The 25,497-nt window shown below is 41.5% G+C and carries 20 protein-coding genes, 1 tRNA gene and 1 pseudogene; 10 read left to right on the top strand and 12 right to left on the bottom strand.

The window, feature by feature from the left end; genetic code table 11:
- The first annotated feature begins 8 nt into the window (after positions 1–8).
- The 3 genes from HMPREF2794_RS08845 to HMPREF2794_RS08835 are packed head-to-tail and all read left to right on the top strand — an operon-like array spanning position 9 to position 3,323.
- Positions 9–1,316 (top strand): AmpG family muropeptide MFS transporter, encoded by a 1,308-nt coding sequence (locus HMPREF2794_RS08845; protein ID WP_070751352.1) that lies wholly within the window; start codon positions 9–11, stop codon positions 1,314–1,316.
- Positions 1,317–1,359: 43 nt separating this feature from the next.
- A complete protein-coding gene (locus tag HMPREF2794_RS08840) occupies positions 1,360–2,475 on the top strand; it encodes an acyltransferase family protein (RefSeq protein WP_055269098.1) in 1,116 nt (371 codons plus the stop codon).
- Positions 2,472–3,323, top strand: a complete 852-nt coding sequence (locus HMPREF2794_RS08835; RefSeq protein ID WP_010536300.1) for an ATPase — start codon at positions 2,472–2,474, stop codon at positions 3,321–3,323. Before HMPREF2794_RS08840 ends, HMPREF2794_RS08835 begins: the two co-directional genes overlap by 4 nt.
- Positions 3,324–3,494: 171 nt before the next feature.
- Here the strand turns inward: HMPREF2794_RS08835 and HMPREF2794_RS08830 are convergent, their stop codons facing one another.
- From HMPREF2794_RS08830 to HMPREF2794_RS08815, 4 genes and pseudogenes are all read right to left on the bottom strand, one after another.
- Positions 3,495–4,511, bottom strand: a complete 1,017-nt coding sequence (locus HMPREF2794_RS08830) for a zinc-binding alcohol dehydrogenase family protein (RefSeq protein WP_070751351.1) — start codon at positions 4,509–4,511, stop codon at positions 3,495–3,497.
- Positions 4,512–4,534: 23 nt separating this feature from the next.
- Positions 4,535–5,786: pseudogene (fucP, locus tag HMPREF2794_RS08825) on the bottom strand (L-fucose:H+ symporter permease).
- A 36-nt stretch (positions 5,787–5,822) separates the two neighbouring features.
- Positions 5,823–6,746, bottom strand: coding sequence for an amidohydrolase family protein (locus HMPREF2794_RS08820; RefSeq protein WP_010536297.1), 924 nt, complete (start codon positions 6,744–6,746; stop codon positions 5,823–5,825).
- Between the two features lie 15 nt (positions 6,747–6,761).
- The gene (locus HMPREF2794_RS08815) at positions 6,762–7,694 is read right to left on the bottom strand and encodes an aldo/keto reductase (protein ID WP_070751350.1); all 933 of its coding nucleotides are present in this window, start codon (positions 7,692–7,694) and stop codon (positions 6,762–6,764) included.
- Positions 7,695–7,891: 197 nt separating this feature from the next.
- On the opposite strand from HMPREF2794_RS08815, the gene HMPREF2794_RS08810 reads away from it, so the two are divergent.
- Positions 7,892–8,935, top strand: a complete 1,044-nt coding sequence (locus tag HMPREF2794_RS08810; protein ID WP_055269092.1) for a LacI family DNA-binding transcriptional regulator — start codon at positions 7,892–7,894, stop codon at positions 8,933–8,935.
- A gap of 44 nt (positions 8,936–8,979) precedes the next feature.
- On the opposite strand, the gene HMPREF2794_RS08805 is transcribed toward HMPREF2794_RS08810, so the two are convergent.
- Positions 8,980–9,570, bottom strand: coding sequence for a BamJ family beta-barrel-assembly machinery protein (locus tag HMPREF2794_RS08805; protein WP_010536294.1), 591 nt, complete (start codon positions 9,568–9,570; stop codon positions 8,980–8,982).
- Positions 9,571–9,581: 11 nt separating this feature from the next.
- Complete coding sequence (locus HMPREF2794_RS08800) at positions 9,582–11,123, bottom strand: glycine--tRNA ligase (RefSeq protein ID WP_010536293.1); 1,542 nt, start codon at positions 11,121–11,123, stop codon at positions 9,582–9,584.
- An 823-nt stretch (positions 11,124–11,946) separates the two neighbouring features.
- On the opposite strand from HMPREF2794_RS08800, the gene HMPREF2794_RS08795 reads away from it, so the two are divergent.
- From HMPREF2794_RS08795 to HMPREF2794_RS08775, 5 genes are all read left to right on the top strand, one after another.
- Positions 11,947–14,592 carry a DNA gyrase/topoisomerase IV subunit A gene (locus tag HMPREF2794_RS08795; protein ID WP_010536292.1) on the top strand — a complete coding sequence of 882 codons (2,646 nt, stop codon included), beginning with the start codon at positions 11,947–11,949 and terminating at the stop codon, positions 14,590–14,592.
- A gap of 38 nt (positions 14,593–14,630) precedes the next feature.
- A complete protein-coding gene (locus tag HMPREF2794_RS08790) occupies positions 14,631–15,491 on the top strand; it encodes a DUF3316 domain-containing protein (protein WP_010536291.1) in 861 nt (286 codons plus the stop codon).
- A 55-nt stretch (positions 15,492–15,546) separates the two neighbouring features.
- The gene (locus HMPREF2794_RS08785; protein WP_010536290.1) at positions 15,547–16,569 is read left to right on the top strand and encodes a S41 family peptidase; all 1,023 of its coding nucleotides are present in this window, start codon (positions 15,547–15,549) and stop codon (positions 16,567–16,569) included.
- A 72-nt stretch (positions 16,570–16,641) separates the two neighbouring features.
- Positions 16,642–16,723 (top strand) — tRNA-Leu (locus HMPREF2794_RS08780).
- A 59-nt stretch (positions 16,724–16,782) separates the two neighbouring features.
- Positions 16,783–17,673: a carbohydrate kinase family protein gene (locus HMPREF2794_RS08775; RefSeq protein ID WP_070751349.1), complete on the top strand. Its 891-nt coding sequence runs from the start codon at positions 16,783–16,785 to the stop codon at positions 17,671–17,673.
- A 15-nt stretch (positions 17,674–17,688) separates the two neighbouring features.
- Here HMPREF2794_RS08775 and HMPREF2794_RS08770 read toward each other — a convergent pair whose 3' ends face one another.
- Complete coding sequence (locus HMPREF2794_RS08770; protein WP_070751348.1) at positions 17,689–19,335, bottom strand: alpha-L-fucosidase; 1,647 nt, start codon at positions 19,333–19,335, stop codon at positions 17,689–17,691.
- Positions 19,336–19,574: 239 nt separating this feature from the next.
- Between HMPREF2794_RS08770 and HMPREF2794_RS08765 the strand changes: the two genes are divergently transcribed.
- The gene (locus tag HMPREF2794_RS08765; protein WP_022302192.1) at positions 19,575–20,435 is read left to right on the top strand and encodes a helix-turn-helix domain-containing protein; all 861 of its coding nucleotides are present in this window, start codon (positions 19,575–19,577) and stop codon (positions 20,433–20,435) included.
- 447 nt (positions 20,436–20,882) lie between these two features.
- Here the strand turns inward: HMPREF2794_RS08765 and HMPREF2794_RS08755 are convergent, their stop codons facing one another.
- The 5 genes from HMPREF2794_RS08755 to HMPREF2794_RS08730 all read right to left on the bottom strand — a co-directional run bounded on the left by HMPREF2794_RS08755 (position 20,883) and on the right by HMPREF2794_RS08730 (position 25,478).
- Positions 20,883–21,257: a hypothetical protein gene (locus HMPREF2794_RS08755; RefSeq protein WP_010536285.1), complete on the bottom strand. Its 375-nt coding sequence runs from the start codon at positions 21,255–21,257 to the stop codon at positions 20,883–20,885.
- Between the two features lie 269 nt (positions 21,258–21,526).
- Complete coding sequence (locus tag HMPREF2794_RS08745) at positions 21,527–22,174, bottom strand: outer membrane beta-barrel protein (RefSeq protein WP_070751347.1); 648 nt, start codon at positions 22,172–22,174, stop codon at positions 21,527–21,529.
- Positions 22,175–22,259: 85 nt separating this feature from the next.
- The gene (locus HMPREF2794_RS08740; RefSeq protein ID WP_010536283.1) at positions 22,260–23,123 is read right to left on the bottom strand and encodes a hypothetical protein; all 864 of its coding nucleotides are present in this window, start codon (positions 23,121–23,123) and stop codon (positions 22,260–22,262) included.
- Between the two features lie 210 nt (positions 23,124–23,333).
- Entirely contained in the window at positions 23,334–23,690 is a 357-nt protein-coding gene (locus tag HMPREF2794_RS08735) for a DUF3244 domain-containing protein (protein WP_022302189.1), read from the bottom strand.
- Positions 23,691–23,852: 162 nt separating this feature from the next.
- Complete coding sequence (locus HMPREF2794_RS08730; protein WP_070751346.1) at positions 23,853–25,478, bottom strand: tetratricopeptide repeat protein; 1,626 nt, start codon at positions 25,476–25,478, stop codon at positions 23,853–23,855.
- Positions 25,479–25,497: the final 19 nt, after the last annotated feature.

Below are 25,497 nucleotides of genomic sequence, written 5' to 3'. Positions count from 1 at the left end.
TCAATACCATGATGACAATAAGAGATACCAATCACAGTATGTCGGTAAAGCGTAGAAATCCCTGGAACTGGATTCCTACACTCTACTTTGCGGAAGGACTGCCCTATGTAGCCGTAATGACAATCGCCGTCATTATGTATAAACGGCTGGGATTGTCAAACACAGAAATTACGCTTTATACCTCCTGGCTCTATCTGCCATGGACCATTAAACCGTTATGGAGTCCTTTCGTTGATTTGGTAAAAACAAAACGTTCCTGGATCATTGCGATGCAAGGTTTAATCGCCGCAGGATTTGCAGGCATCGCCTTTTTTATTCCGACAACACATTTTGTACAACTAACTCTGGCTTTTTTCTGGCTGATGGCATTCAGTTCGGCTACTTATGACATAGCGGCTGACGGATTCTATATGCTTGGACTAAATAACAAAGAACAATCTTTTTTCGTAGGTATCCGAAATACATTCTATCGTTTTGCCAATATCTTCGGACAAGGTATTCTCGTCATGCTCGCCGGATGGCTCGAAACCTCACAAGGCAACATTCCTTTGGCTTGGAGTATCACTTTTTATCTGATGGCAGGATTATTTCTTGCTCTCACCCTATACCACCGGTTCATTCTTCCACATCCTGATACCGATATCAAACGAGAAGGACTCACGGCCAGTAAGTTGCTCGAAGATTTCTTAAAGACATTTATATCTTTCTTCCAAAAGAAGCATCTGGGACTCATGTTTTTCTTCTTGCTTACCTACCGGCTCGGAGAATCACAACTAGCTAAAATAGCCTCCCCCTTCTTACTGGATGATGCAGAACAGGGAGGCTTGGCGCTTTCTACCGCCACTGTCGGAATGATCTATGGCACAATCGGTGTCATCGCTCTGCTTCTCGGAGGAATTATCAGCGGTTTTCTGGTTTCACGTGATGGCTTTAAGAAATGGATATTACCAATGGCACTGGCTATTAACCTCCCCGACCTTCTATATGTATGGATGGCAGCAGCTACACCGGATAACCCCCTATTTATCTCCATTTGTGTAGCTATCGAGCAGCTAGGATATGGATTTGGATTCACCGCCTATATGCTTTATCTGATTTACATTGCAGAAGGAGAACACAAGACAGCTCACTATGCCATAGGTACCGGTTTCATGGCACTGGGCATGATGATTCCGGGAATGCCTGCAGGATGGATACAGGAGCATATCGGATACACGAATTTCTTTATCTGGGTATGTATATGTACGATTCCCGGTATCATAGCGTCATTAATGATCCGCAATCGACTGGACGATTCATTCGGAAAAAAAATATAGAACAGAATTACTTATAACTTAACACATTAAAAAAGTAACAGTCATGAATGTAACAAGTAACAAACGCCTATTGGCACTCGATGTAATGCGAGGCATTACCATCGCCGGAATGATTTTAGTGAACACCCCCGGCTCCTGGCAACATACGTATGCCCCTCTCAAGCACGCTGAATGGATCGGCTTGACTCCTACTGACCTCGTATTTCCCTTCTTCATGTTTATCATGGGGATTTCGACGTACATCTCTTTACGGAAGTATGATTTTACCTTCAGTATACCTGCCGGTTTAAAGATACTCAAACGAACGGTCATCATCTTCTTAATCGGCATCGGTATCAGCTGGCTTTCCATTCTCTGTTTCCAGCATGATCCTTTTCCAATAGATCAGATTCGCATTCTCGGGGTCATGCAACGGCTTGCTTTGGGATATGGAATTACTGCATTGGCCGCTCTTCTTATCAAACATAAATATATTCCGTATCTGATAGCAGTTCTTCTGATCGGTTATTTCATGATTCTTGCCGTTGGTAACGGATACGTCTACGACGAAACAAATGTCCTTTCTATAGTGGATCGTGCTGTATTGGGCCAGGCGCATATTTATGGTGGTGCCATTCTGGACCCGGAGGGTTTATTAAGTACGATTTCTGCCGTCGCTCATGTAATGATCGGTTTCTGTGCAGGCAAACTATTAATGGAGGTAAAGGATATCCATGAGAAACTGGAACGTTTATTCCTGATAGGCACTATCCTCACTTTTGCTGGTTTTCTACTAAGCTACGGTTCGCCAATCTGCAAAAAGATATGGTCTCCTTCTTTTGTTCTGATCACTTGTGGTATGGGCTCCAGTTTTTTGGCACTACTTGTCTGGATCATCGACATCAAAGGCTACAAAGGCTGGAGTAGATTCTTCGAATCATTCGGAGTCAATCCACTTTTTATTTATGTACTCGCTGACATTCTGGCAATTCTTTTTGCTATGATTCCAATGACTTATGCCGGCGAACCAACTTCTTTACACGGATACATATACAGTGCCCTTTTGCAACCGGTTTTCGGAGACAAAGGAGGCTCTCTCATATTTGCCCTGCTCTTTGTCCTCCTCAACTGGGCAATCGGCTATATACTATATAAAAAGAAAATATACATTAAGATATGATACTTATTGCAGACAGTGGCTCTACTAAAACCGATTGGTGTGTCGTACTCAACGGTACGCTGATCAAACGAATCGGAACGAAAGGGATCAACCCTTTCTTCCAATCGGAAGAAGATATTCAACGAGAACTGACCATTTCTCTCCTTCCTCAGCTACCGGAAGGAAAGCTAAATGCAGTCTATTTCTACGGAGCAGGTTGTACAGCTGAAAAGGCTCCGGTTCTCCGGCGTGCCATCGCTGACAGTTTACCAGTCATCGGTAATATAAAAGCAAACTCGGATATGCTAGGGGCAGCCCGTGGATTATGCGGACATGAGAAGGGAATTGTCTGTATTCTGGGTACCGGCTCCAATTCCTGTTTTTATGATGGAGAAGAAATCGTAAGTAATGTCTCACCACTAGGTTTCATCTTAGGCGATGAAGGAAGTGGGGCGGTTTTAGGAAAGCTATTGGTCGGAGATATTTTAAAGAATCAGCTCCCTGCCCAATTAAAAGAAGAGTTTCTAAAGCAGTTTGATCTGACAGCACCTGAAATTATCGACCGGGTTTACCGTCAGCCATACCCCAATCGTTTTTTAGCAAGCCTTTCTCCTTTTCTTGCACAGCATCTGGAGGAACCGGGGATCCGTACAATAGTGCTTAACAGCTTTATCGCTTTCATCCGCAGAAATGTGATGCAATATGATTATACACAGTATCCTGTACGTTTTATCGGCTCCGTTGCTTATTGCTACAAAGAAATACTCCAGGAGGCGGCAAAAGAAACCGGTCTCGGAATAGGAAAGATACTTCAAAGTCCGATGGAGGGATTGATAGAATATCATACTTCTGCCAACCACTTGCTATAGGCTACATTTGCAGGCAGGCAGAAAAGAATGTGCTAAAATTTCAAGCACGGATCACACGGATTTCACGGTTTTAAGAGATTAGATGGACTATTAAACCGTGTTAATTCCGTGAAATCCGTGCCTATATAATAACATTATAAAATGTTACTTTTCACATCCGGCTTATCATCTTTAGAATTCCACCAATATACGGAATACTTTTCCCGGATTAGCTACCCACTCCTGCATTGCTTCCAAAGCTCCTTCAGGTTTTGCAATCTTGGTTATCAACTCTTCCACCGAACAATTTCCCGCCTTCATATAATTGATCACCGCACGGAAATCCGCAGGTAATGCATTTCTGGAACCACGAATATCCAGTTCTTTCTGCACAAAGTATTTCGTCTGAAAAGCGACTTCGCTCTTGGCATAACCAATGCAAACAACACGCCCCGTAAAACCGACTTCATCCACAGCCATCACATAAGTAACCGGACTACCGACCGCTTCAATAACCACATCAGCACCCAATCCTTCTGTAATCTCCTGCATCCGTATATGCACATCCTCTGTTTTGGAGTTAATCACATAAGAAGCTCCGACTTTCTTCGCAAGCTCCAGTTTCTCATCATCCAAATCGACAGCAATCACTGTTGCCCCCCTTAATGCAGCACGTACAATAGCACCAATACCAATCATACCGCAACCAATCACCATCACATACTCATTATCAATAACCCGGGCACGGGAAACAGCATGGAATCCTACACTCATCGGCTCTATCAAGGCACAATCCCGGGAAGAAATGTCACCGGCAGGAATAATCTTAGTCCAAGGTAAAACGGCATATTCGCACATTACCCCATTCCGCTGTACACCCAACGTTTCATTATGTTCGCAGGCATTGACACGACCGTTACGACATGAAGCACATTTACCACAGTTGGTATATGGATTCAAAGTCACATTCATACCCTTCTCGAAACCTGCCGGAACATCTGGTCCGATTTCTTCGATCACTGCTCCCACTTCATGTCCCGGTATTACGGGTAACTTTACCATCGGATTACGTCCCAGAAATGTATTCAGGTCGGAGCCGCAAAAACCGACATATTTGATTCTTACCAATACTTCACCGGTACCAGCAACCGGTTTTTCCAGTTCAACCACCTTCATTTCGAAGGGATTGACAATTTGAACTGCTTTCATCTTATATATTTGAAATAAATTTATTAATCGATTACCTTATAACCTTTCCAACCGTAATAGGCACAGAAGACGAAACAAATCATCGGTACACAGTATGCTACATAATAGATATGTTCGTGAGCGTGCATGAAATATGCCGTCAACTGAGGAAGGCAGGCATTGCCGACAATAGCCATCACCAAAAAGGCAGAGCCACTCTTTGTCTGATCTCCCAACCCTTTCAAAGCCAAAGAGAACTGAGTGGGATACATGATAGACATGAAGAAGGAAATAGCCAGCATAGCATACAACCCGATCATCCCTCCGTATATCATTACTACTCCACAAAGAAGAATATTCATCAAAGCATAGAGGAGTAACATGTCCTGCGGACGGAATTTCACCATCAAACCCGTACCGATCCAACGTCCCAGAAGGAAAGCAAGCATATACAGTCCGAAGAAAGTGGTCGCAGTATCTTCCGGAAGTCCTGCATAGGTACAGCAATAAACAAGAAACAGGCTATTGATCGCCGTTTGTCCACCATTATAGAAGAATTGCGCAATCACACCCCAACGTAAATGCGAGTGTTTCAACACTCCAAAGTCTATCAGTTTTTCCTTTTTATCAATGGGTACTTTCTCATCCTCATCTCCGATCTTCGGCAGTTTTGAGAATATAAATACGAAAGCAATGGCTAGAAGCAACAAAGCCAATATCAAATAAGGAAGTTTCATTGCATCCGTTTCCAACTGTATATAAGCCTGCCAACCACCCGGATAATCCACAGGAAGCGTCTCTCGCGTATAATGCGATCCACTCAAAATCAGTTTGCTGAGAAACATGGCGGCAATGAAAGCCCCAAGCCCATTAAAAGACTGTGCCAGATTCAATCGCCGGGAAGCCGTTTCGGGTGTTCCCAACACTGTCACATACGGATTGGCAGCCGTCTCCAGAAAACACATGCCTGTAGCTATGATAAAGAAGATACAGAGATAAGCCCAGTACTCTTTCAAGATAGCAGCAGGAAAAAAGAGCAAGCCTCCGACTGCCGCCAGCACCAGACCAAAGATAATCCCTGCCTTATAACTATAACGTTTCATAAACATAGCAATAGGGATAGGGAAAATAAGCCAGCCAATAGGCAGTTTCTGTAAAAGAAGCTTCAAATGTGTTTAGTTCGCAGGTTTTCATCAACTGTCTGATCATGGTAGGAAGCAAATTACTGCTGATCGCCCACAAAAAGAAAAGACTGAAAACAAGTGCGAGAGGAATGGTATATGTATTTTTCTTCATTTGTACAATTATTGTTTCATGGTATAGTTATTCTTCTTACTCGGACATATTTTTGATATAGGGAAGCGTAGGAAGACCGGCAAATCCATAGAACTCCCTCGCATTTTCTCCTAGAAACAAAGTTTTCTCGCCTTCTGATAATTCCGGAGACTTCACCACAAAGTCATAAGACATCTTGTAGGTAATAGCGGTAATGGTGCGCGGATAATCCGATCCCCACATCAGTTTCTCTATTCCAACCAGATCGGCAGCTTCACGAATCGCTTTCACCGCTCCCTTAAATGGATAAAACTCATCATTGAAAAGCCAGGTAATCCCACCGGATTCAATCATTACATTCGGATGGCGTGCCAGTTTAATCTGCTCCTTCCAGTCAGGCAGCGTAACCATCCCGAAATGGCCGATAGCAATCTTCAGCCGGGGGCATTCCTGAATTATCTCTTCCATTTCGGGAACCTGTGTTGCCCCGTCCGCCAAATCGATAGACAGTATTACATTCCGCTCTTCCATATAATGAAACATTGCCATCATCTCCTCGTTGTTCAACATCACCCGTCCTTCTTTTAGCAATAAGCGTTGAGCAGGAATCTTTATGGCTTTAAAACCTTCGGCCATAAGAGCTTTGGCTTGTTCTAAGAATCCCGGTTTACGAAACTCACACATACCGCAAACAAAGAAACGGTTAGGATAACGGGAAACAACTTCTGCCAAATACTCATTCTGAATCCCATCGATAAATTCCTGCGTGATGACAGCCGCAGCTACCTGCGCATAGTCCATGTTCGAAAGGAAAACCTCTGCACTATTGACCCCATCCACCATAAAAGGAGGAACCATCTGACGGATCTCTCCCATAAATAGCGAGCGTCCGTTTTCCAGTGTCCGGATGGGAAGATCATTCACCACAGTATCCTGTCGCAGCCATAAATGGGCATGTGCATCAATAATCGTATCATTCATAAGATTGGTCTGCTTTTAAGAGTTTGCCCAACTCACACGTTTCTGATCTCCGATAATGTCCTGTACTTCACGGACGAGTTCCCAGTCAACGGGCTCTTCGATAAAAGCGATGTTCTTTTTTACATTCTCCGGATTAGTGGTGCTGAACAGTGTAGTCGCAACCTTCGGATTACTCACAGAGAACTGCATGGCAAGCTTTTCTATCGGATAGTTTTTAGTTTTACAATGTTCCATCGCTTTCCGACAAACATCTACCAGTGGCTTAGGAGCCGGATGCCAAGCCGGAACGCCCCGTTCGCTTAATAGGCCCATCGACAAAGGGGAAGCATTGATCACACCGATTCCTTTCAATTCGAAATAATCGAGAAAATCAGCCAGTTTATCATCGCAAAGACAATAGTGACAAAAACTGAGAACAGATTCAATAGTTCCGCTTGGTGAATGATCTATCACCCATTTCAGATTTTCAAATTGCAAGTCAGTGATTCCGACATGGCCTACCACCCCTTTCTCACGCAGCTCGACTAAAGCAGGTAATGTTTCATTCACGACCTGATTCAAATCTGCAAATTCAACATCATGCACATTAATCAAATCGATAAAATCAATGTTCAAACGCTCCATACTTTCGTATACACTCTCCGTTGCACGCTTTGCCGAGTAGTCCCACATATTGACTCCATCCTTGCCATAGCGTCCTACTTTCGTAGAAAGATAGTAACGGTCACGAGGAATATCCTTCAGTGCCTTGCCAAGAACAGTCTCCGCCTTATAATGCCCATAATAAGGGGATACATCTATAAAGTTCATTCCTGCTTCGATGGCCGTAAACACAGCTTGAATGCCTTCCTTTTCTTTTAGATCATGGAAAACTCCTCCCAAAGAGGAAGCTCCGAAACTGAGAGATGATACCTTCATCCCTGTCTTTCCGATTTCATGGTATTGCATACGTATAGGGTTTTAAATTATTTTGTTTGCGACAAAAGTAGGTCAGGAACACCTCTCAATGGACAAGAGAAGGGCGAAAAAGCAACGTAACGGTTTACGTAAAAAATCTTTCTTTAAATGTAGCTACTTATCGGGGAATATGCTTTCTTTGTAAACGAATCAAAGTTGGAAACCTTTAATAAACCGGAGACCTTTCAATGGAATACCGAAAACATACCTCACTCAAGGATCTCGCTCAAGCATTGGGTGTCTCGATTCCTACCGTATCCCGGGCACTGAAGGACAGCCCGGAAATCAGTCGCGAGCTTTGTGCTAAAGCCAAGCAACTGGCCAAAGATATGAATTATCGTCCTAATCCTTTCGCCATGAGCCTGCGCAAAAATGCGCCGCGCATTATCGGGGTAGTAGTTCCGGACATAGTCACCCACTTTTTTGCCTCTATCCTGAACGGAATAGAGAATATGGCAATTGCCAACGGATACTTTGTAATTATCACAACTTCACATGAATCCTTCGAGCATGAGAAAAGGAATATAGAAAACCTGGTTAATATGCGGGTAGAAGGAATCATTGCCTGCCTGTCTCAGGAAACAACTGACTTTGCTCATTTTGTCGCATTAAAGGAGATCAACATGCCACTAATTCTGTTCGACCGTGTTTGCCTGACTGATCAATTCTCGTCGGTAATAGCAGACGGAGTTCAATCTGCACAGATGGCTACCCAACATCTGTTGGACAACGGAAGCAGACGGATCGCTTTTATCGGAGGTGCCAATCATCTGGATATTGTAAAGAGAAGGAAGCACGGTTATCTGGAAGCCTTACGTGACAATCGGATTCCTATTGAAAAGGAATTAGTCGTTTGCCGAAAAATTGATTATGAGGAAGGTAAGATTGCTACGGAAACGTTATTATCTCTCCCCCAGCCTCCCGATGCTATTCTCGCGATGAACGATACATTGGCTTTTGCCGCCATGGAGGTGATCAAAAGTCACGGGCTTAGCATTCCCGGAGATATTGCTATCATCGGATATACGGACGAACAGCATGCCAACTATGTAGAGCCCAAATTATCTGCTGTATCACATCAGACTTATAAAATGGGAGAAACTGCCTGTCAACTGTTGATTGAGCAGATTAAGGGAGACAGAACAATTAAACAAGTGATCATCCCGACACATTTACAGATAAGGGAGAGCAGCATTAAAGAAAATAATATAAAAAGCGCTGTATCTACGTAATTATAGATACAGCACCTTCCATATATAAAGAGAGTTTTATCTTATTATTTCAACTCTGCTTCAGTAGTAGCGAAATCAAGCAATGTGATATCAAAAACAAGAGCCGAATATCCCAAAATGCCAGTAGTACCACTGCTTCCATAAGCATACTCCCAAGGGATATAAACCTTCCAGCGGTCACCAACTTCCATTCTCTGAAGCACTTCACCCCAGCCGGTAATTACCCCGCTGACTTGGAAAATAGTTGTAGGAGAATCTCCTTCACTTGGATTTTCCTCATTTACAACCGGATTATCTCCTTTGAAGTTACCATCAAAATATTCTCCTAAAATATTCGTTCCTTTATAATATACCTTCACATAGTCAGTATATTTAGGACTTCCCGCCTTTACTACATGATCAGTCATTGACGGCATTACTTTATAATAGATGTAATTACCGGGAGCAGTCAACATCTCTATGCGTTCCAAGCCTCCTCTACCAGAAGCCGTAGCATAGACATTCGCCAAAGAGTCAATATATGCCTCGTTCCGCGCACGCCAATTATCATATTTACCCACTTCTTCCGTTTCACTACAAGAAACAAATGCCAAAGTCAGTAATACTAAGGAGAATAAATAGATTTTTTTACTCATTCGTTAATGGTTTATTGTAAAGTTTTCAATAATGAAGTGATGCTCACTCTGTCTGCGATAATATTATTCAGTTCAGAGATAGCTACACGTTCTTGCTGCATCGTATCACGATTACGCAATGTTACACAGTTATCTTCCAGTGTCTGATGGTCTACAGTCACGCAGAACGGAGTACCGATGGCATCCTGACGACGATAACGCTTACCAATACTGTCTTTTTCATCATACTGACAGTGGAAATGGAATTTCAGAGCATCGATGATCTCACGAGCCTTTTCAGGCAGACCGTCTTTCTTCACCAAAGGCATTACAGCCAATTTCACCGGAGCCAGAGCAGCCGGCAATTTCAATACAACGCGGCTCTCACCATTTTCCAATTGTTCTTCGCAATAAGCTGCACTCATGATACTGAGGAACATGCGGTCCACGCCAATTGAAGTCTCGATCACATACGGAGTATAAGACTCGTTCAGTTCCGGATCGAAATATTTGATGCTCTTTCCTGAGAACTTCTCATGTTGAGACAAGTCAAAGTTCGTACGTGAGTGGATACCTTCCACTTCCTTGAAGCCGAATGGCATCAGGAATTCAATATCTGTAGCAGCATTTGCATAGTGAGCCAATTTATCATGATCGTGGTAACGATAGCTGGCATCTCCAAAGCCTAATGCCTTGTGCCATTTCAGACGGATTTCTTTCCATTTCTTGAACCAATCCAATTCAGTACCCGGTTTTACGAAGAACTGCATTTCCATCTGTTCAAACTCACGCATACGGAAGATGAACTGACGGGCAACGATTTCGTTACGGAAAGCCTTACCGATCTGAGCAATACCAAAAGGAACCTTCATACGACCGGTCTTCTGCACATTCAGGTAGTTTACGAAAATACCTTGCGCTGTTTCCGGACGAAGATAGATTTTCATAGCACCGTCAGAAGTAGATCCCATCTCAGTAGAGAACATCAGGTTGAACTGACGAACTTCCGTCCAATTCTTCGTTCCGGAGATAGGACATACAATTTCTTCATCAACGATGATCTGGCGAAGCTCATCCAGATTATTGTCGTTCAGCGCTTTTGCAAAACGAGTATGAAGCGCATCGCGTTTTGTCTGATGTTCCAGCACACGTCCGTTGGTAGAACGGAATTGAGCCTCATCAAAGGTTTCACCGAATCTCTTGGCCGCTTTTGCTACTTCCTTATTGATTTTATCGTCATATTTAGCCAACTGATCTTCAATCAGTACGTCAGCACGATAACGTTTTTTAGAATCTTTATTGTCAATCAAGGGGTCATTGAATGCGTCTACGTGTCCGGAAGCCTTCCAGATAGTAGGATGCATAAAGATGGCAGAGTCGATACCGACAATGTTTTCGTGCAACAGTACCATACTGTCCCACCAATATTTTTTAATGTTGTTTTTCAATTCAACGCCCATCTGACCGTAGTCATATACAGCGCCTAGTCCGTCGTAGATATCGCTTGAAGGAAATACAAAACCGTACTCTTTGCAGTGCGATACAAGTTTCTTAAAAACGTCTTCTTGTGCCATTTTCTTATATGTATCTATTAATTTGAATTTGCTTTTTTCCAAAAAAGTGCCACAAAGATAGGCATTTATCTCATAAATAAGACAGGGAGGGTATTAATTTATCTTATTCTTCAGTTTGTTCATCCTACTAAAAGTGTGAAATTCATGTACTATACCGATCTACTTTCCATCATGACATGTGTTTTTAGTCTTTTTGACGCAGACTTTCTTTGTATGATAATGCGAATAAGCATTCGTGTTATTATTGTTTACCATAGCAACTGTTTTATAAGAGAGATACTATACATCCTCCATCGAGATATATTGAAAATAGTTTATCTTTTACACAATGACTATTTGAACGTTTCTAATAAATTCTTTCATCGTTTATTATAAACGCGAATAGTTCCTTTTGCAGAAAAAGTCTCAAATTTATGCAACAAAAAAGGCTGTAAATCCACTAAAGATTCACAGCCCATTGTTTACACATGAGTTCCCAGCAGGTTATCACTGGCTGATTTTTCCTGTTATATTGTTAGCATATTACACCTATTTTGAGGTAAACACATGCAGATAAATGTTGCAATAAACAATTCTTTTTTCATTAATTTCGGTTTTTAGTCAGGCTTTATAGCCGACTACAAATATACAACATAAAAAGAACGTTGTCAAGTCCCTGGGTAGTTTACTCACGAAAACAAAGGATGATTGGAGTTGTCAGTATCATAAAAAACGTGAGTTCTTTTCGTCCTCATATGAATTAATTTCGTATTTTTGCGTGCACATCCCCTTTTTTTGATGTAAAGAAGATAATTTGTTGTAAAAGCAAAGCGAAGATTGATATATGAGTGACGAAATCAACGAGATAACGGAAGAACATTCAGACTACAAACCGGCGGACGCGCGGGACGAAAACGTAAAGCATCAGTTAACAGGCATGTACCAGAATTGGTTTCTGGACTATGCTTCTTATGTGATTCTGGAACGTGCCGTTCCCCACATCAACGATGGTTTGAAGCCTGTGCAACGACGTATTCTACATTCCATGAAACGTCTGGACGACGGACGGTATAACAAAGTGGCAAATATTGTGGGACACACCATGCAGTTCCATCCGCACGGTGATGCTTCTATCGGCGATGCACTGGTACAGTTGGGGCAGAAAGACCTGCTGATTGACTGTCAGGGTAACTGGGGTAATATTCTCACCGGAGACGGTGCGGCAGCTCCCCGTTATATTGAAGCACGCCTTTCCAAGTTCGCATTGGACATCGTATTCAATCCTAAAACCACCGAATGGAAACTGTCATACGACGGCAGAAACAAAGAACCGGTGACTCTCCCTGTCAAATTCCCTCTATTGCTGGCACAGGGAGTGGAAGGTATTGCTGTCGGACTTTCATCCAAGATATTACCTCACAATTTCAACGAACTTTGCGATGCCTCTATCAGCTATCTGCGTGGAGAGTCGTTCCAGCTATATCCCGACTTCCAGACAGGCGGTTCCATCGACGTTGCCAAATACAACGACGGAGAACGTGGCGGAGCGGTAAAAATACGTGCTAAAATCAACAAGCTGGACAACAAGACACTGGCTATCACGGAGATTCCATATGGCAAGACTACCTCTACCGTCATCGACTCTATCCTAAAGGCAGTTGACAAAGGAAAAATCAAGATACGTAAAGTAGACGACAACACAGCTGCCAACGTAGAGATACTGGTACATCTGGCACCCGGAACATCATCGGACAAAACAATTGACGCATTATATGCCTTTACCGACTGCGAAGTAAGTATCTCCCCCAACTGCTGTGTGATTGATGACAGCAAACCCCACTTCCTCACTGTCAGCAAAGTGCTGAAAAAGTCGGCAGACAACACACTGGGACTGCTGAAACAGGAACTGGAAATCAAGAAAGGGGAAATACTGGAATCACTCCATTTCGCTTCCCTCGAAAAGATATTTATCGAAGAACGCATCTATAAAGACAAAGAGTTCGAGCAATCCAAAGACATGGACGCTGCCTGCGCACATATCGACGACCGCCTGACTCCTTTCTATCCGAGCTTTATCCGTGAAGTAACCAAAGAGGATATTCTCAAACTGATGGAAATCAAGATGGGACGCATCCTGAAGTTCAACACCGACAAAGCCGATGAACTGATCGCCCGTATGAAAGAAGAGATTGCCGAAATCGACGATCACCTCGCTCACATCGTGGACTATACCGTAAACTGGTACCAGATGCTAAAAAACAAATACGGAAAGAACTTCCCGCGCCGCACCGAACTGCGCAACTTCGACACCATCGAAGCCGCCAAAGTGGTAGAAGCCAACGAGAAACTCTACATCAACCGCGAAGAAGGATTTATCGGAACAGCCTTGAAGAAAGACGAATTCGTCGCCAACTGTTCAGATATCGATGATGTAATCGTCTTCTTCCGGGATGGTAAATATATCGTCACCCCGGTAGCCGACAAAAAATTTGTAGGCAAAAACATACTTTATGTCAATGTCTTCAAGAAGAATGACAAGCGAACCATCTACAACATCACTTATCGGGACGGCAAAGAAGGAACGACCTATATCAAACGCTTTGCTGTAACAGGTGTTGTCCGTGACCGTGAATACGATGTCACACAGGGAACGCCAGACTCACGTATCACTTATTTCAGCGCCAACCCGAACGGAGAAGCCGAAATCATCAAAGTGACATTAAAGCCGAACCCACGCGTAAGACGCATTATCTTCGAACGTGATTTCAGCGAAATCAGCATCAAAGGACGTCAGGCACAAGGAGTGATCCTCACCCGTCTGCCGGTTCATAAGATTGCCTTGAAGCAAAAAGGCGGTTCCACCCTCGGAGGGCGAAAGGTATGGTTCGACCGTGATATCCTGCGCCTCAACTACGATGGACGGGGAGAATATCTGGGAGAATTCCAAAGCGATGACACCATTCTGGTGGTGCTCAACAATGGCGAGTTCTACACCACTAACTTTGACCTGAGCAACCATTACGAGGACAATGTCAGCATTGTCGAGAAGTTTGACCCGAACAAGATATGGACTGCCGCGCTTTATGACGCCGACCAGCAGAACTATCCATATCTGAAACGTTTCTGTTTTGAGGGTTCCAACCGCAAGCAGAACTATCTGGGAGAAAATAAGAATACCCGTCTGATCCTCCTGACTGACGAGTACTATCCTCGTCTGGAAGTTATATTTGGCGGTCACGACAGCTTCCGTGAAGCGATGGTGATTGATGCGGAAGAATTTATCGCAGTGAAAGGTTTCAAAGCCAAAGGGAAGCGAATCACTACCTACACGGTGGATACCATCAACGAGCTTGAACCTACCCGTTTCCCGGAACCGGTAAAGGAACAGCCCGAAGAAGCGGCAGAAGAACCGGAAAATCTGGACCCAGACAGCGATAAAAGCGAAGGGGACATCATTGATGAAATTACGGGACAGATGAAGCTGTTTTAGCTAACGTATACATGCGGTAAAAAATACCCAATGTGCCAATGAAGAAAAACTTATTATACCTAGGGCTGACAGGATACCTCCTGTTCGCCCTTTGCACAAGATTACAGGCGCAGACCGACAGTCTGCAAGCCCATCGCTATGTAACACGTGCCACCATGTACGGGGTCGGATTTACCAACGTGTTCGACACCTATCTTTCGCCTCAGGAATATAAAGGAATAGATTTCCGCATTTCCCGCGAGACGATTCGGATGACAAAATTGTTCGACGGAAATGTTTCTGTGCAGAACTTCTTTCAGGCAGACGTCGGCTATACACATAACCGCGCAGACAACAACAATACCTTTTCCGGACTCGTCAACTGGAATTACGGCCTTCATTATCAGTTTCGTCTGACCGAAAACTTCAAGTTACTGGCAGGAGGACTGTTTGACGCCAACGGAGGCTTCGTTTACAACCTTCGCAATAGTAACAATCCGGCTTCTGCACGGGCATATGTCAATCTGGACGCTTCGGGAATGGCCATCTGGCACCTGAAAATCAAACGCTATCCGATGGTGCTCCGCTATCAGGTCAACCTGCCGGTGATCGGGCTCATGTTCTCACCGCACTACGGGCAATCTTATTACGAAATTTTCTCACTGGGTAACTCCGGCGGAGTCATCCAGTTTACCTCTCTCCACAATCAGCCCTCCCTTCGTCAGATGCTTTCTGTCGATCTGCCAATAGGATATACCAAGATGCGTTTCAGTTATCTGGCAGATTTGCAGCAATCCAACGTAAACGGGATTAAGACACATACTTACTCTCATGTATTTATGGTAGGGTTTGTGAAAGACCTGTATCGGCTTTCCAACAAAAAAGGTACAGGGCTGCCTTCATCGGTAAGGGCATACTAGAATAAGTGGAAAGTTGAAAATTAAAAGACTATAGACAAGAACTGAAAGATTAAGAATGAGAAATAGAATTATACAAATACTTTTGCTGCTCTGTTGCCTCCCCATACAGACGGGATGTATCGGAGAAGATGATTTCGCAGATGATCCTGTAGGAAACTTCGAGCAACTGTGGAAGATCATTGACGAACGGTATTGCTTTCTGGACTCGAAAGGCATTGACTGGGACGCTGTTCATGAGAAATACAGCAAACTGATTGTGCCGGGCATGTCCAATGACGACCTTTTCGATAAACTTAGCGAGATGCTCTATATCCTGAAAGACGGCCATGTCAATCTTTCATCCGCCAAGCGTGTCTCTTATTACGATGCATGGTATCAGGGATATCCGTGGAACTACCGGGAAGATATTCTGTACCAATACTATCTGGGTAGTGCCAGCAAAGACTACTACACATCGGCAGGTATGAAATACAAAATATTCGATAACAATATCGGATATATCCGCTACGAAAGTTTCAGCTCCGGAGTTGGTGATGGCAATCTGGATGAAATCCTTGTCTATCTGGCCACCTGCAACGGACTGATTATCGATGTACGTGACAACGGAGGAGGTAACCTGACCAATTCTTCCCGCATCGCCGCCCGATTCACCAACAATAAAATCCTGACCGGATATATACAGCATAAGACGGGAACAGGACATAGCGACTTCTCCAAACCGGAACCAATCTATTTGGAACCTTCCAACAGCATCCGGTGGCAAAAGAAAGTCGTCATACTGACCAACCGCCGTTGCTACAGTGCAACCAACGACTTTGTTAATCTGATGCGTAGCATAGACAACGGCAATATCATCCAAGTCGGTGACCAGACAGGAGGCGGTTCGGGACTTCCTTTCACATCGGAATTGCCAAACGGGTGGAGCATCCGCTTCTCCGCCAGCCCCCATTTCGACAAAAATATGCAACCACTGGAAGAAGGTATTTTACCTGATATAGACATTGATATGACTGAAGAAGACCAGTCCAAGCATAAAGATACGCTGATTGAAAAAGCTTTCGAAATCTTAAGCGAATAACTTTATTGCCTAATTATTTGTCAAATCAGAAAATCTTCCTATCTTTGCACCGCTAAACAAAAAGCGACGCATGCGGATGTGGCGTAATTGGTAGCCGCGCCAGACTTAGGATCTGGTGCCGTGAGGCGTGTAGGTTCGAGTCCTATCATCCGCACAAAATAAACTAGAAAGCCTTCAAGATTATTCTTGAGGGCTTTTTCATTGATTACACATATGAAAAAACATCAACTTTGCTGCATCGGTCATATTACTTTAGACAAAGTAGTCACTCCTCTAAATACAGTCTACATGCCTGGAGGTACTGCTTTTTATTGTTCACATGCCATTCGTCATTTCAATGACATTGACTATGCATTGATTACAGCCGTCGGTGCTACAGAAATAAAGGTAGTAGAAGAACTGCGTGAAACTGGGATCAATGTTACTGCATTACCCAGCAAACACTCCGTATACTTTGAGAATATCTATGGAGAAAATCCCGATGACCGCACACAACGTGTATTGACTAAAGCCGATCCTTTCACCGCTTCTCAACTCCGGGAAATAGAGGCGGAGATTTATCACCTCGGGTCCCTGTTAGCTGATGATTTTTCTTTAGAAGTGATTAAGGAGTTATCTCAAAAAGGGCTGATAGCTGTCGACTCACAAGGATACCTGCGTGAAGTCCGCGATACCCATGTATATCCGGTAGACTGGACTGACAAACGGGAAGCCCTGCAATATATCCATTTCCTGAAAGTGAATGAGCATGAAATGGAAGTGCTTACCGGACTTTCCGATCCTCACGAGGCAGCACGAAAACTGCATGAATGGGGAGTCAAAGAAGTATTAGTCACATTAGGCAGTATGGGGTCTCTCATATTCGATGGAAAAGATTTCTACCGAATTCCTGCTTATAAGCCTCAGCAAGTAGTGGACGCCACTGGCTGTGGAGACACCTACACAATCGGATATTTATATCGACGGGTATCGGGTGCAAGTATCGAAGAAGCAGGCCGATTTGCTGCTGCCATGTCTACATTAAAGATTGAAAAATCAGGTCCTTTCTGTGGGAATAAGGAAGATGTATTGCAATGTATGAAGACTGTAGAACAAATGTTCTGAGTTCAAAGCAGATATCTACTTTCTTATTTTAAACACCGGAGCAATCTCATTCACTCGTTTATCAGGCATATTAATAATAAGTCCCTGATCAGTACGAGTGAATGTAACCTTTCCGTAACCTAGCAAGTCGATTCTGCTAATCTTCCCGGGATACTGTTCACTTCCTGCCGCCAACGATTTAATAATGACCTGTTTTTCTTCCGGCCATGCCAGCACTATCGCATATAAATTCTTGTCAGTTTGTGTAAACCGAATTTCTTTTGAAGTTGCTCTATTATAAGTTCCTTCATTGAAGCCCTGCGCATTGATAGGAACGGAAGATTCTGCTATCGGACCTTCTCCAAAGACTTTCCACGGACGGGTATCAATAATACCTTCTTTATTAACAGCCATCCAGTCACCCAAATCATTTAGAATCACTTCTTCTTTTTCATCAAATGTCCCATCTGCCCGAAGAGGAACGCTGAGCAACAGATTACCATTCTTACTGACAATATCGACTAAGAGTTTTACAACTGACGCTGCCGATTTATAACCATTGTGTTCATAAATAGAAGTGTTATAATGCCAACCGCCAATACATGAGCACGACTGCCAGGGTTCTTCGATAATCCTATCCGGAGCACCACGTTCCACATCCCAGACTAAAGCTTTACGTTGTTGTTCATCCAGTATCTTAGCGAGCATCACAGCTTCCAGCTTACCTTTATGATCCGCCATATTATGATTATAGAAATGCGCGGCAATCTTCAATCCCGCATCACTGATAGGATAAAAAGGAAGTACAGTCACATCAAAATAAATCAAATCCGGATGATACCGGTTGATAGCATCCAAGGTACGGTCATAGAAATTCGTACAATATTCCTGAGTAGGCAGACAAACACCCTTTCCCCATGCCCATTGCTTATGGATCATACCATTGCTCCAGCTGCCTTCACTCAGCGGATGATTCTGTGCATATAAATCCTGGGGGTCATACCCTTCCCACCATTTTCCTTTACCATCCTCCTTAGTCAGCTTTCCATCATAAGGAATACCGGCTTTCGGACCTTCCCTGTCATAACGCTGTGAAGGTTCATACCAGGTCCAGGCGTGATCGGCATGGAAGCTAATTCCAAAAGGAAGCTCATATTTACGTGCTGCTTTCTCCCATTCCGCCAGAATATCTCTTTTTGGGCCCATATTCACCGAATTCCACGGCTGGTATTGGCTATCCCAAAGATCCATATTATCATGATGATTGCCCAATGCAAAAAAATACTGTGCCCCTATCTTCTTATATAGTGCAACCAATTTATACGGGTCCCATCTTTCGGCCTTAAACAGAGGGATAATATCTTTGAACCCCACCTCTGACGGATGCCCATAATGCTTCACATGATGATTATAAGCCCTTGAACCTTCAAAATACAGTTCACGCGCCATCCAGTCACCGGAGCCCTCTACACACTGTGGTCCCCAATGCGCCCAAATACCAAACTTGGCATTTCTAAACCATTCCGGTACTTTATAATTTCGCAGAGATTCCCAGGTAGGCTTAAACTTTCCTTCCATCATTTTTTCATTCTTTTCTGAGACAGGTACAGAATAATCCTGAGCCATTGCCATCTCTGCCGATAATAACAGAGCAGAAGCCAATAATAATAGTCTTGTTTTCATGGTATAGTTATTTATGTATTCCTCCACATTTGTGTGAATGCAAAGATAAAGAGCAATTCGGCATTTCTACTATCTAAAGACGTCATCACATAGGACATTATCGATTTTTATATCTAAAAACAGTTCTTCCGACACGAAAACGAGTGATTCAAGATGAAATAATAGCTTTTCCATTGGATAATAAATATAGTTATCGTTATTTTGCAAGCAGCTTTGTTTTCTATTCAATCATTTGAACCATGACACAATCAATTGACCAGCTACATTTGCTTATATTAAACGTAGGACTAGCCATCCACAACGCAGACTGGAATTGGAGAAACGTGAACAGTCCATTCACCAGGCTTTATTATGTAACCGAAGGGGCTGCCCGTATCCTATTGCCGACAGGGATACAGGAATTAAAGCCGGATCATCTCTATCTGGTTCCATCATTTACAACTCACAGTTATTTGTGTGATACCCATTTTGTCCATTATTACCTTCATATATACGAAGACCACCAATCAGAATCAAGCATCCTGGAGGACTTTAGTTTCCCGACAGAGATACCGGCAGGAGATTTAGAACTGCCTCTTATTAAAAGATTGTGCGGAATAAATCCTACCATGCAGCTACCACAATCCGATCCTACAAGCTACGATAACAACCCCACATTAATCAAGAACATCATAAAGAACAAACAACGCACCTTTTGTGACAAAGTAGAATCACGGGGAATAGTTTATCAGCTCATGGCACGTTTCTTAAAAGACGCCCAGCCTAAGACAGAAATAAACGATGACCGGATTCAAAAAGTACTTTCTTATATCCGAAAGAATATTTATAAAACAATAGATATAGATTCATTGGCAGCAATCTCCTGTCTGTCCAAAGATCATTTCATCCGACTTTTCAAAAAAGAAATAAACAACACACCATTGCAATACATCAACCAAAAGAAAATAGAAAAAGCACAGCTTATATTGATAACAGACAGTATGCCGGTAAAGAACATATCTTATCTGCTGGCTTATGAAGACCACTCTTATTTCAACCGCTTATTTAAAAAGCTGACAGGAGTTACTCCACAGCAATACAGAGATAGGTACAAGAAATAATAATACAGCAAATTACACTCCCATATCCAGCCATTGTTTTTCAATATTTGTCCGCAAATAATACCTGATTATGAAGTTATAACAGCAGAGAACATTTCTAGCTGATTATTAAGGCATTAGCAATATCTATTTTTTGGTTTAAAACCAATGCCCCGTTCCTTTAAAACCAACGGCATGTTCCTCGGTGAGGAACGACCTGTTTCTTTTAAAGGAACGGGGCACTACGATTTTCCCTACAGATATTTGTTCTTGTTTTTAACTATCCTTTAGTCCTTATCTCTCTTATACTTTTCTCGTTTTTTCCTGTTCTGAATAAGTTGCCCTACAAAAACACCACTCATTGTGAAAATCATTGCAATGGAAGCCGAGTGCCAACGACTACTCTCCGTACATAAAAGGATAGTAAACGCCCCAAAAATTACAACAAAGAATAATGCTAATTTAATATTATCTTTCATAATTCCTTGAGCACTTTAATTTAACAATCAGGAAATAAGCGCTTTGCAGAAAGATACCAATAAAAATCACTTTTATGCCATCAATATCAAAAGTATGCTCACGCAGAACTTCTACTATTTTTAAAGAACCCAATAGTGCAATCATAAACGTGAAAGAGTATCGCAAAGCCCCATTTCTGATTCTTTGATATTCAATCTTCGTACTTTTGCAGGCCCAAGGGAAAAGACACACCAAACTACAACTTATAAACACAGATACTATGGTATCATATAAGAAAGGGATCATAAGCACCTCATATATTCCCCAAACGGCAAGTAGTATAAGGATAATGATATCAGCTACATTCTCTTTTACATATTGCATAACATTAGTGTATTTTACGACGTTCTCTATAAAAGTCATATACCAATAATAAGGCTGTAAGAGCCAACATTATAAGCATAAAAGTATTAGGATATTTCTCATTTATTCTCATTTTATAGATGAATAAATAAGCAACAGGCAATATCCATATCCTTTTAAGAAGCATTACCAAAATTCTTCTCATATTACTAACCCTCCTCAATGCCACTAAGACATTTAACATTTCTGATTATCAAGACCTTTGATGTTTTTTTTCGTGGATATTTATATTAAAAGCAAAAAATTAACCCCAATTGGAAATCAAGACGCCGTACATAGATTCTATCAAGTTTATCAGGTCGCAACGTTTCTTCCACATCATCAAGTGTCATTTTTATCTTTTTAAAATCGCCAGTTAAAATCGAGAATCCTCCGTTTACTGCAAGATGGCCTGTCAACTTATATTCAATTCCAAAATCCATATTCCCGGCAAATGCACCGGAGCTACATTTAAAATCAGCATTACTACGCCCTTCGTTTCGATAATGCAGATAACCAACTCCTAACACATAACTAAAAAAAGTTCTTTCGTTTATTGGTATTTTAAATCCGAGTTGTGGTCCTAAGTACCAAAGATCCACATTGTCAGCAACATTCGTGCCATCATCAAGAGCATAATTGGCAGAAGTACCGGAGAGGTTAAATTTTAATCCGGCAACCCAAAACTTATCAATTCGATAGAGCGCTTTCACATTACACATCAAACCTCCATCATACCCTCCACGATAACCAATACCAAAAGGTGACAAGTTTGATTTTCCAAACAATACACCTTTTCCACCCTCTACTGAGATAAAAAGCTTATCTTTAGAGAAACTTTGTGCAAATCCCACCATAGCAGAAAGCACAAATAAGAAAGATAAAATAAGTTTTCTCATCTTACTATTTTTTATGTCCATAGTCACATGAATAATGACATTAGATATCACCAATTCATGTGACTATTGCTGTTTACACTTATTATTACGGCTTTAAAGAGACAACCTCTTCCGGCTCTATCCACAAGATCGCACTACTCTCCGCGACTACCACAGAAGAAACCAGGGCCTTACGTTCAGTAAGTGGTAATTGAGCATCAGATATAATCTGTACACAACCTTGTGTATATTCTTTCAAATCATCTTCATTAGTTATCAGACTTGCTGTTGAAACATAGCTATGAATCACATCCAACTGCTGAGCATACTCAGGCGCTTTCGCTTTATAGTATGATATTAATTGTTCATCACTTTGCATAAGCTCAGATGTGAGTGGCATCGTTTTTACATTATTCATTATTGCATCTTCATCACTTGCAGACAAAGAGTAACCATATTTTTCCGCTTTGGGCACAATAAGATTTGTCCATTCTTCAGCTGTCAAATTCTGATCAAAGATACCTTCATTCTCTTCTGCTATTTCAAGAAGAATTGCATTATGCGAAAATCCAATGCTATCCTCCTGTTCCATTAAACAAGGAATATCTCTCACAAAAGCCACTTCGTTAGGAAGTTCCGGTCTAGGAACAACATAAGCACAAGATGCACCTAACGCAGAAAAAATAGCACCACCAATTAGTGCACCTCCACCTCCAAGAGAAGAGCCTAATAATGCACCCGTAGCATCACAAGCCAACACAGTTCTGAACCACTTCCAAAATCCTCTTGTACTTGTGGACGTAGCATGAGTCGCAGCAAAATCTTGGCTATAAAGATTTAAAGCCTCGTTCAATTTCACATAATTTACTTCAACTTCTGTTTTCTCTTTTACATCTGTTTTAACGTCGTCAGAACATGAAACGCAATAGAAGCTACATAGTAATAGCATAAATAACAATTTAGTTTTCATAAAATCTTAGATTTAGAACATTATTGATTATAACTCTCCAGTTTTAGAATACAACACTCACGAAACTTGGAAAAAGATGAATGTTAATAATAGAACGTTGGCCTCCATTCTTTTTTATTGTTAGTTCCACAAGGAATATAGTTTTTTGTAAAAACACCGTAAAAGTCACTTTAGGATTATTGTAACAAACGTATATTCACAATTTATTTCTTATTGCACAGTAAATATACCTTCCAACAAACAATCATCCAAAGTAATATAGATAGTATACTCTCCTTTATCGCAAAATGACATATCAATCATGACAAAGTTAGTGTTGTGATAAGTTTTGGAATGCACAATTTCACCAGTAGCTTTATTCGTCACAGTAATGGTAGCATAATCTTTCGTTCTATCGAAATTTACATTAAGAATATTAGAAAGAATAGCACAGTTCTCAGAAGGAGGGAAAATGGGTATTTCCATTGGATTGGGGCGTGCTTTTCTTTGCAAACAAATATCATGCGCAGATGCCCACTTCCCTATTACAAGCAAACTACAAAGTAGTAATAATAGTTTTATTCTCATAACACTTGCTTTTATTGGTTATGGTACAAATGTAAGGGATAAGACTTAAATAAATTCAGCTATCTGGTCACAATTAAGTTACAAGATTAAATATAGGCCTCAGTAGTAAGTTACAAAAGAGTTACAGAAAAGTCACAAAGATGTCACACACCCAGTAAACCTCTATAAAACAAGGTATTGCCGTGTAGTCATCCATTCAAAAAAGTCTTCACCCAATTTAATTTTCATACGACTTTTCCTACTTTTAAATGCTCCTTCAGAAGCACGTGTACATAATAAGATTGTTTCTTTAGAGCAACCCAACAAAAAAAATGCGCAATGAAGCAAGTCCTCTTTTGTTAAATCAACGTGTTGAATTTTCAATTTAAGCATAATGTCACCAAAAGTTTCATAAATACTCTCACAAATTATCTGCCCTTCTTGAATACTTAAAGAGACATCAACTCCCATCTTTTTCTCTAAGAAAAGAAGTTTTTCATAAACTTCCGTCCTTCGAAACAACTGAAGACAAAGTTTTAAACTCGGCTCCAGCATTTTTATAAAATCAGATTCACTATTATCCTGACCTTCAATGTCTCCAGAAAGAATATCCGTACGGTTCTTCATTAACTGACTTTGCAGTTCAAGATATTTCTTTTTACGACTTTTATCAATCAAAAGATAAACCGTTCCTCCAATGATAAAGAAGAGCAACAGTAATAAGACCTCTATCTTATATCTTCCTCCGAGTTTCTGTTGATAAAGTTCGATTTCATATTTATCAACCAAATGAGCTGTTTCTACCGCCTTTGTCGTATCGTAGATCGAATCAAGATAATAGATAAAAGAATCTGCAGCCTCTATAGCAGCAGGATAATTTTTCTCCTCCTTCTCTAGTTTATATAATTCGCCATAACTCCCTCCACGATTATATATATAAGGAGAAGATTTACTCCGATTCAAATAGTATCGTGCAGAATCTATTTGATGCAAGTTTCGCAGAATCCTTCCTTTCCAGAGATATTCTGTGAATAAACTAGTACCTGCAGGTGCAGAAGATATAGAAGCAGATATATATTGATTTGCCTTCTGAGATTCTCCTTCTTCGCTATATAAAATACCCAATTCACCCAATATAAGAGATTTATAATAATCTTCCCCTATATTTTCAGCAATATCCAATGCCTCTTGATAATAGACCAAAGCACTATCCAGTTGATGTTGAAGCATAAAAACATACCCTATTCCTCTGACAGCATAAAATAAGCCATCATCTTTCTTTTGCTTAATATAAATTTCATGCGCTTTATGATGCGCACGCATAGCATCCTCATAAAGATTCTGCTCCTCATAGCATCCCGCCAAATTCTCATAAATTGCCCCCAAATAAAGATGTTCACTCTCTTTAGGAATAACCTTCAGTGCTTGCAAAAAATCTTTCACTGCTAAATCCATACACCGCATATCCCGATACACGCAGCCCCGATAATAATAAGCCTGCATTTTTCGCTCATCATTCCAACTTCTTTTATAATAATCTACTGCATACCGAATTAACGAATCACTTGATTCATGAATATACATCTTAGTTCTTGCGCGAGTTAAAAATATTGCATAATCAGCCCTATTAGAACCAGACAATTTTTCCACATGTGGAATCGATTCAAGAATAGCCAAAGCACTGTCAGGAAACTCTTGCATCAGCGAATCGGCACGATGTAAAAGAGACGTTTTATCACTATCTCGATGGCAGGCAAAGAGAAATATGAAAAAGAATAATCCTGTTATTGAATATTTATGTAATTTCATTATTTCTTTCGTTTTACAA

The organism is Bacteroides sp. HMSC067B03 (genome assembly GCF_001811315.1).
In the GTDB taxonomy this organism is placed as follows: Bacteria; Bacteroidota; Bacteroidia; order Bacteroidales; family Bacteroidaceae; genus Bacteroides; species Bacteroides faecis.
The sequence above is the reverse complement of the archived record's forward strand: the minus strand, read 5'-3'. Positions and strand labels throughout refer to the sequence as shown.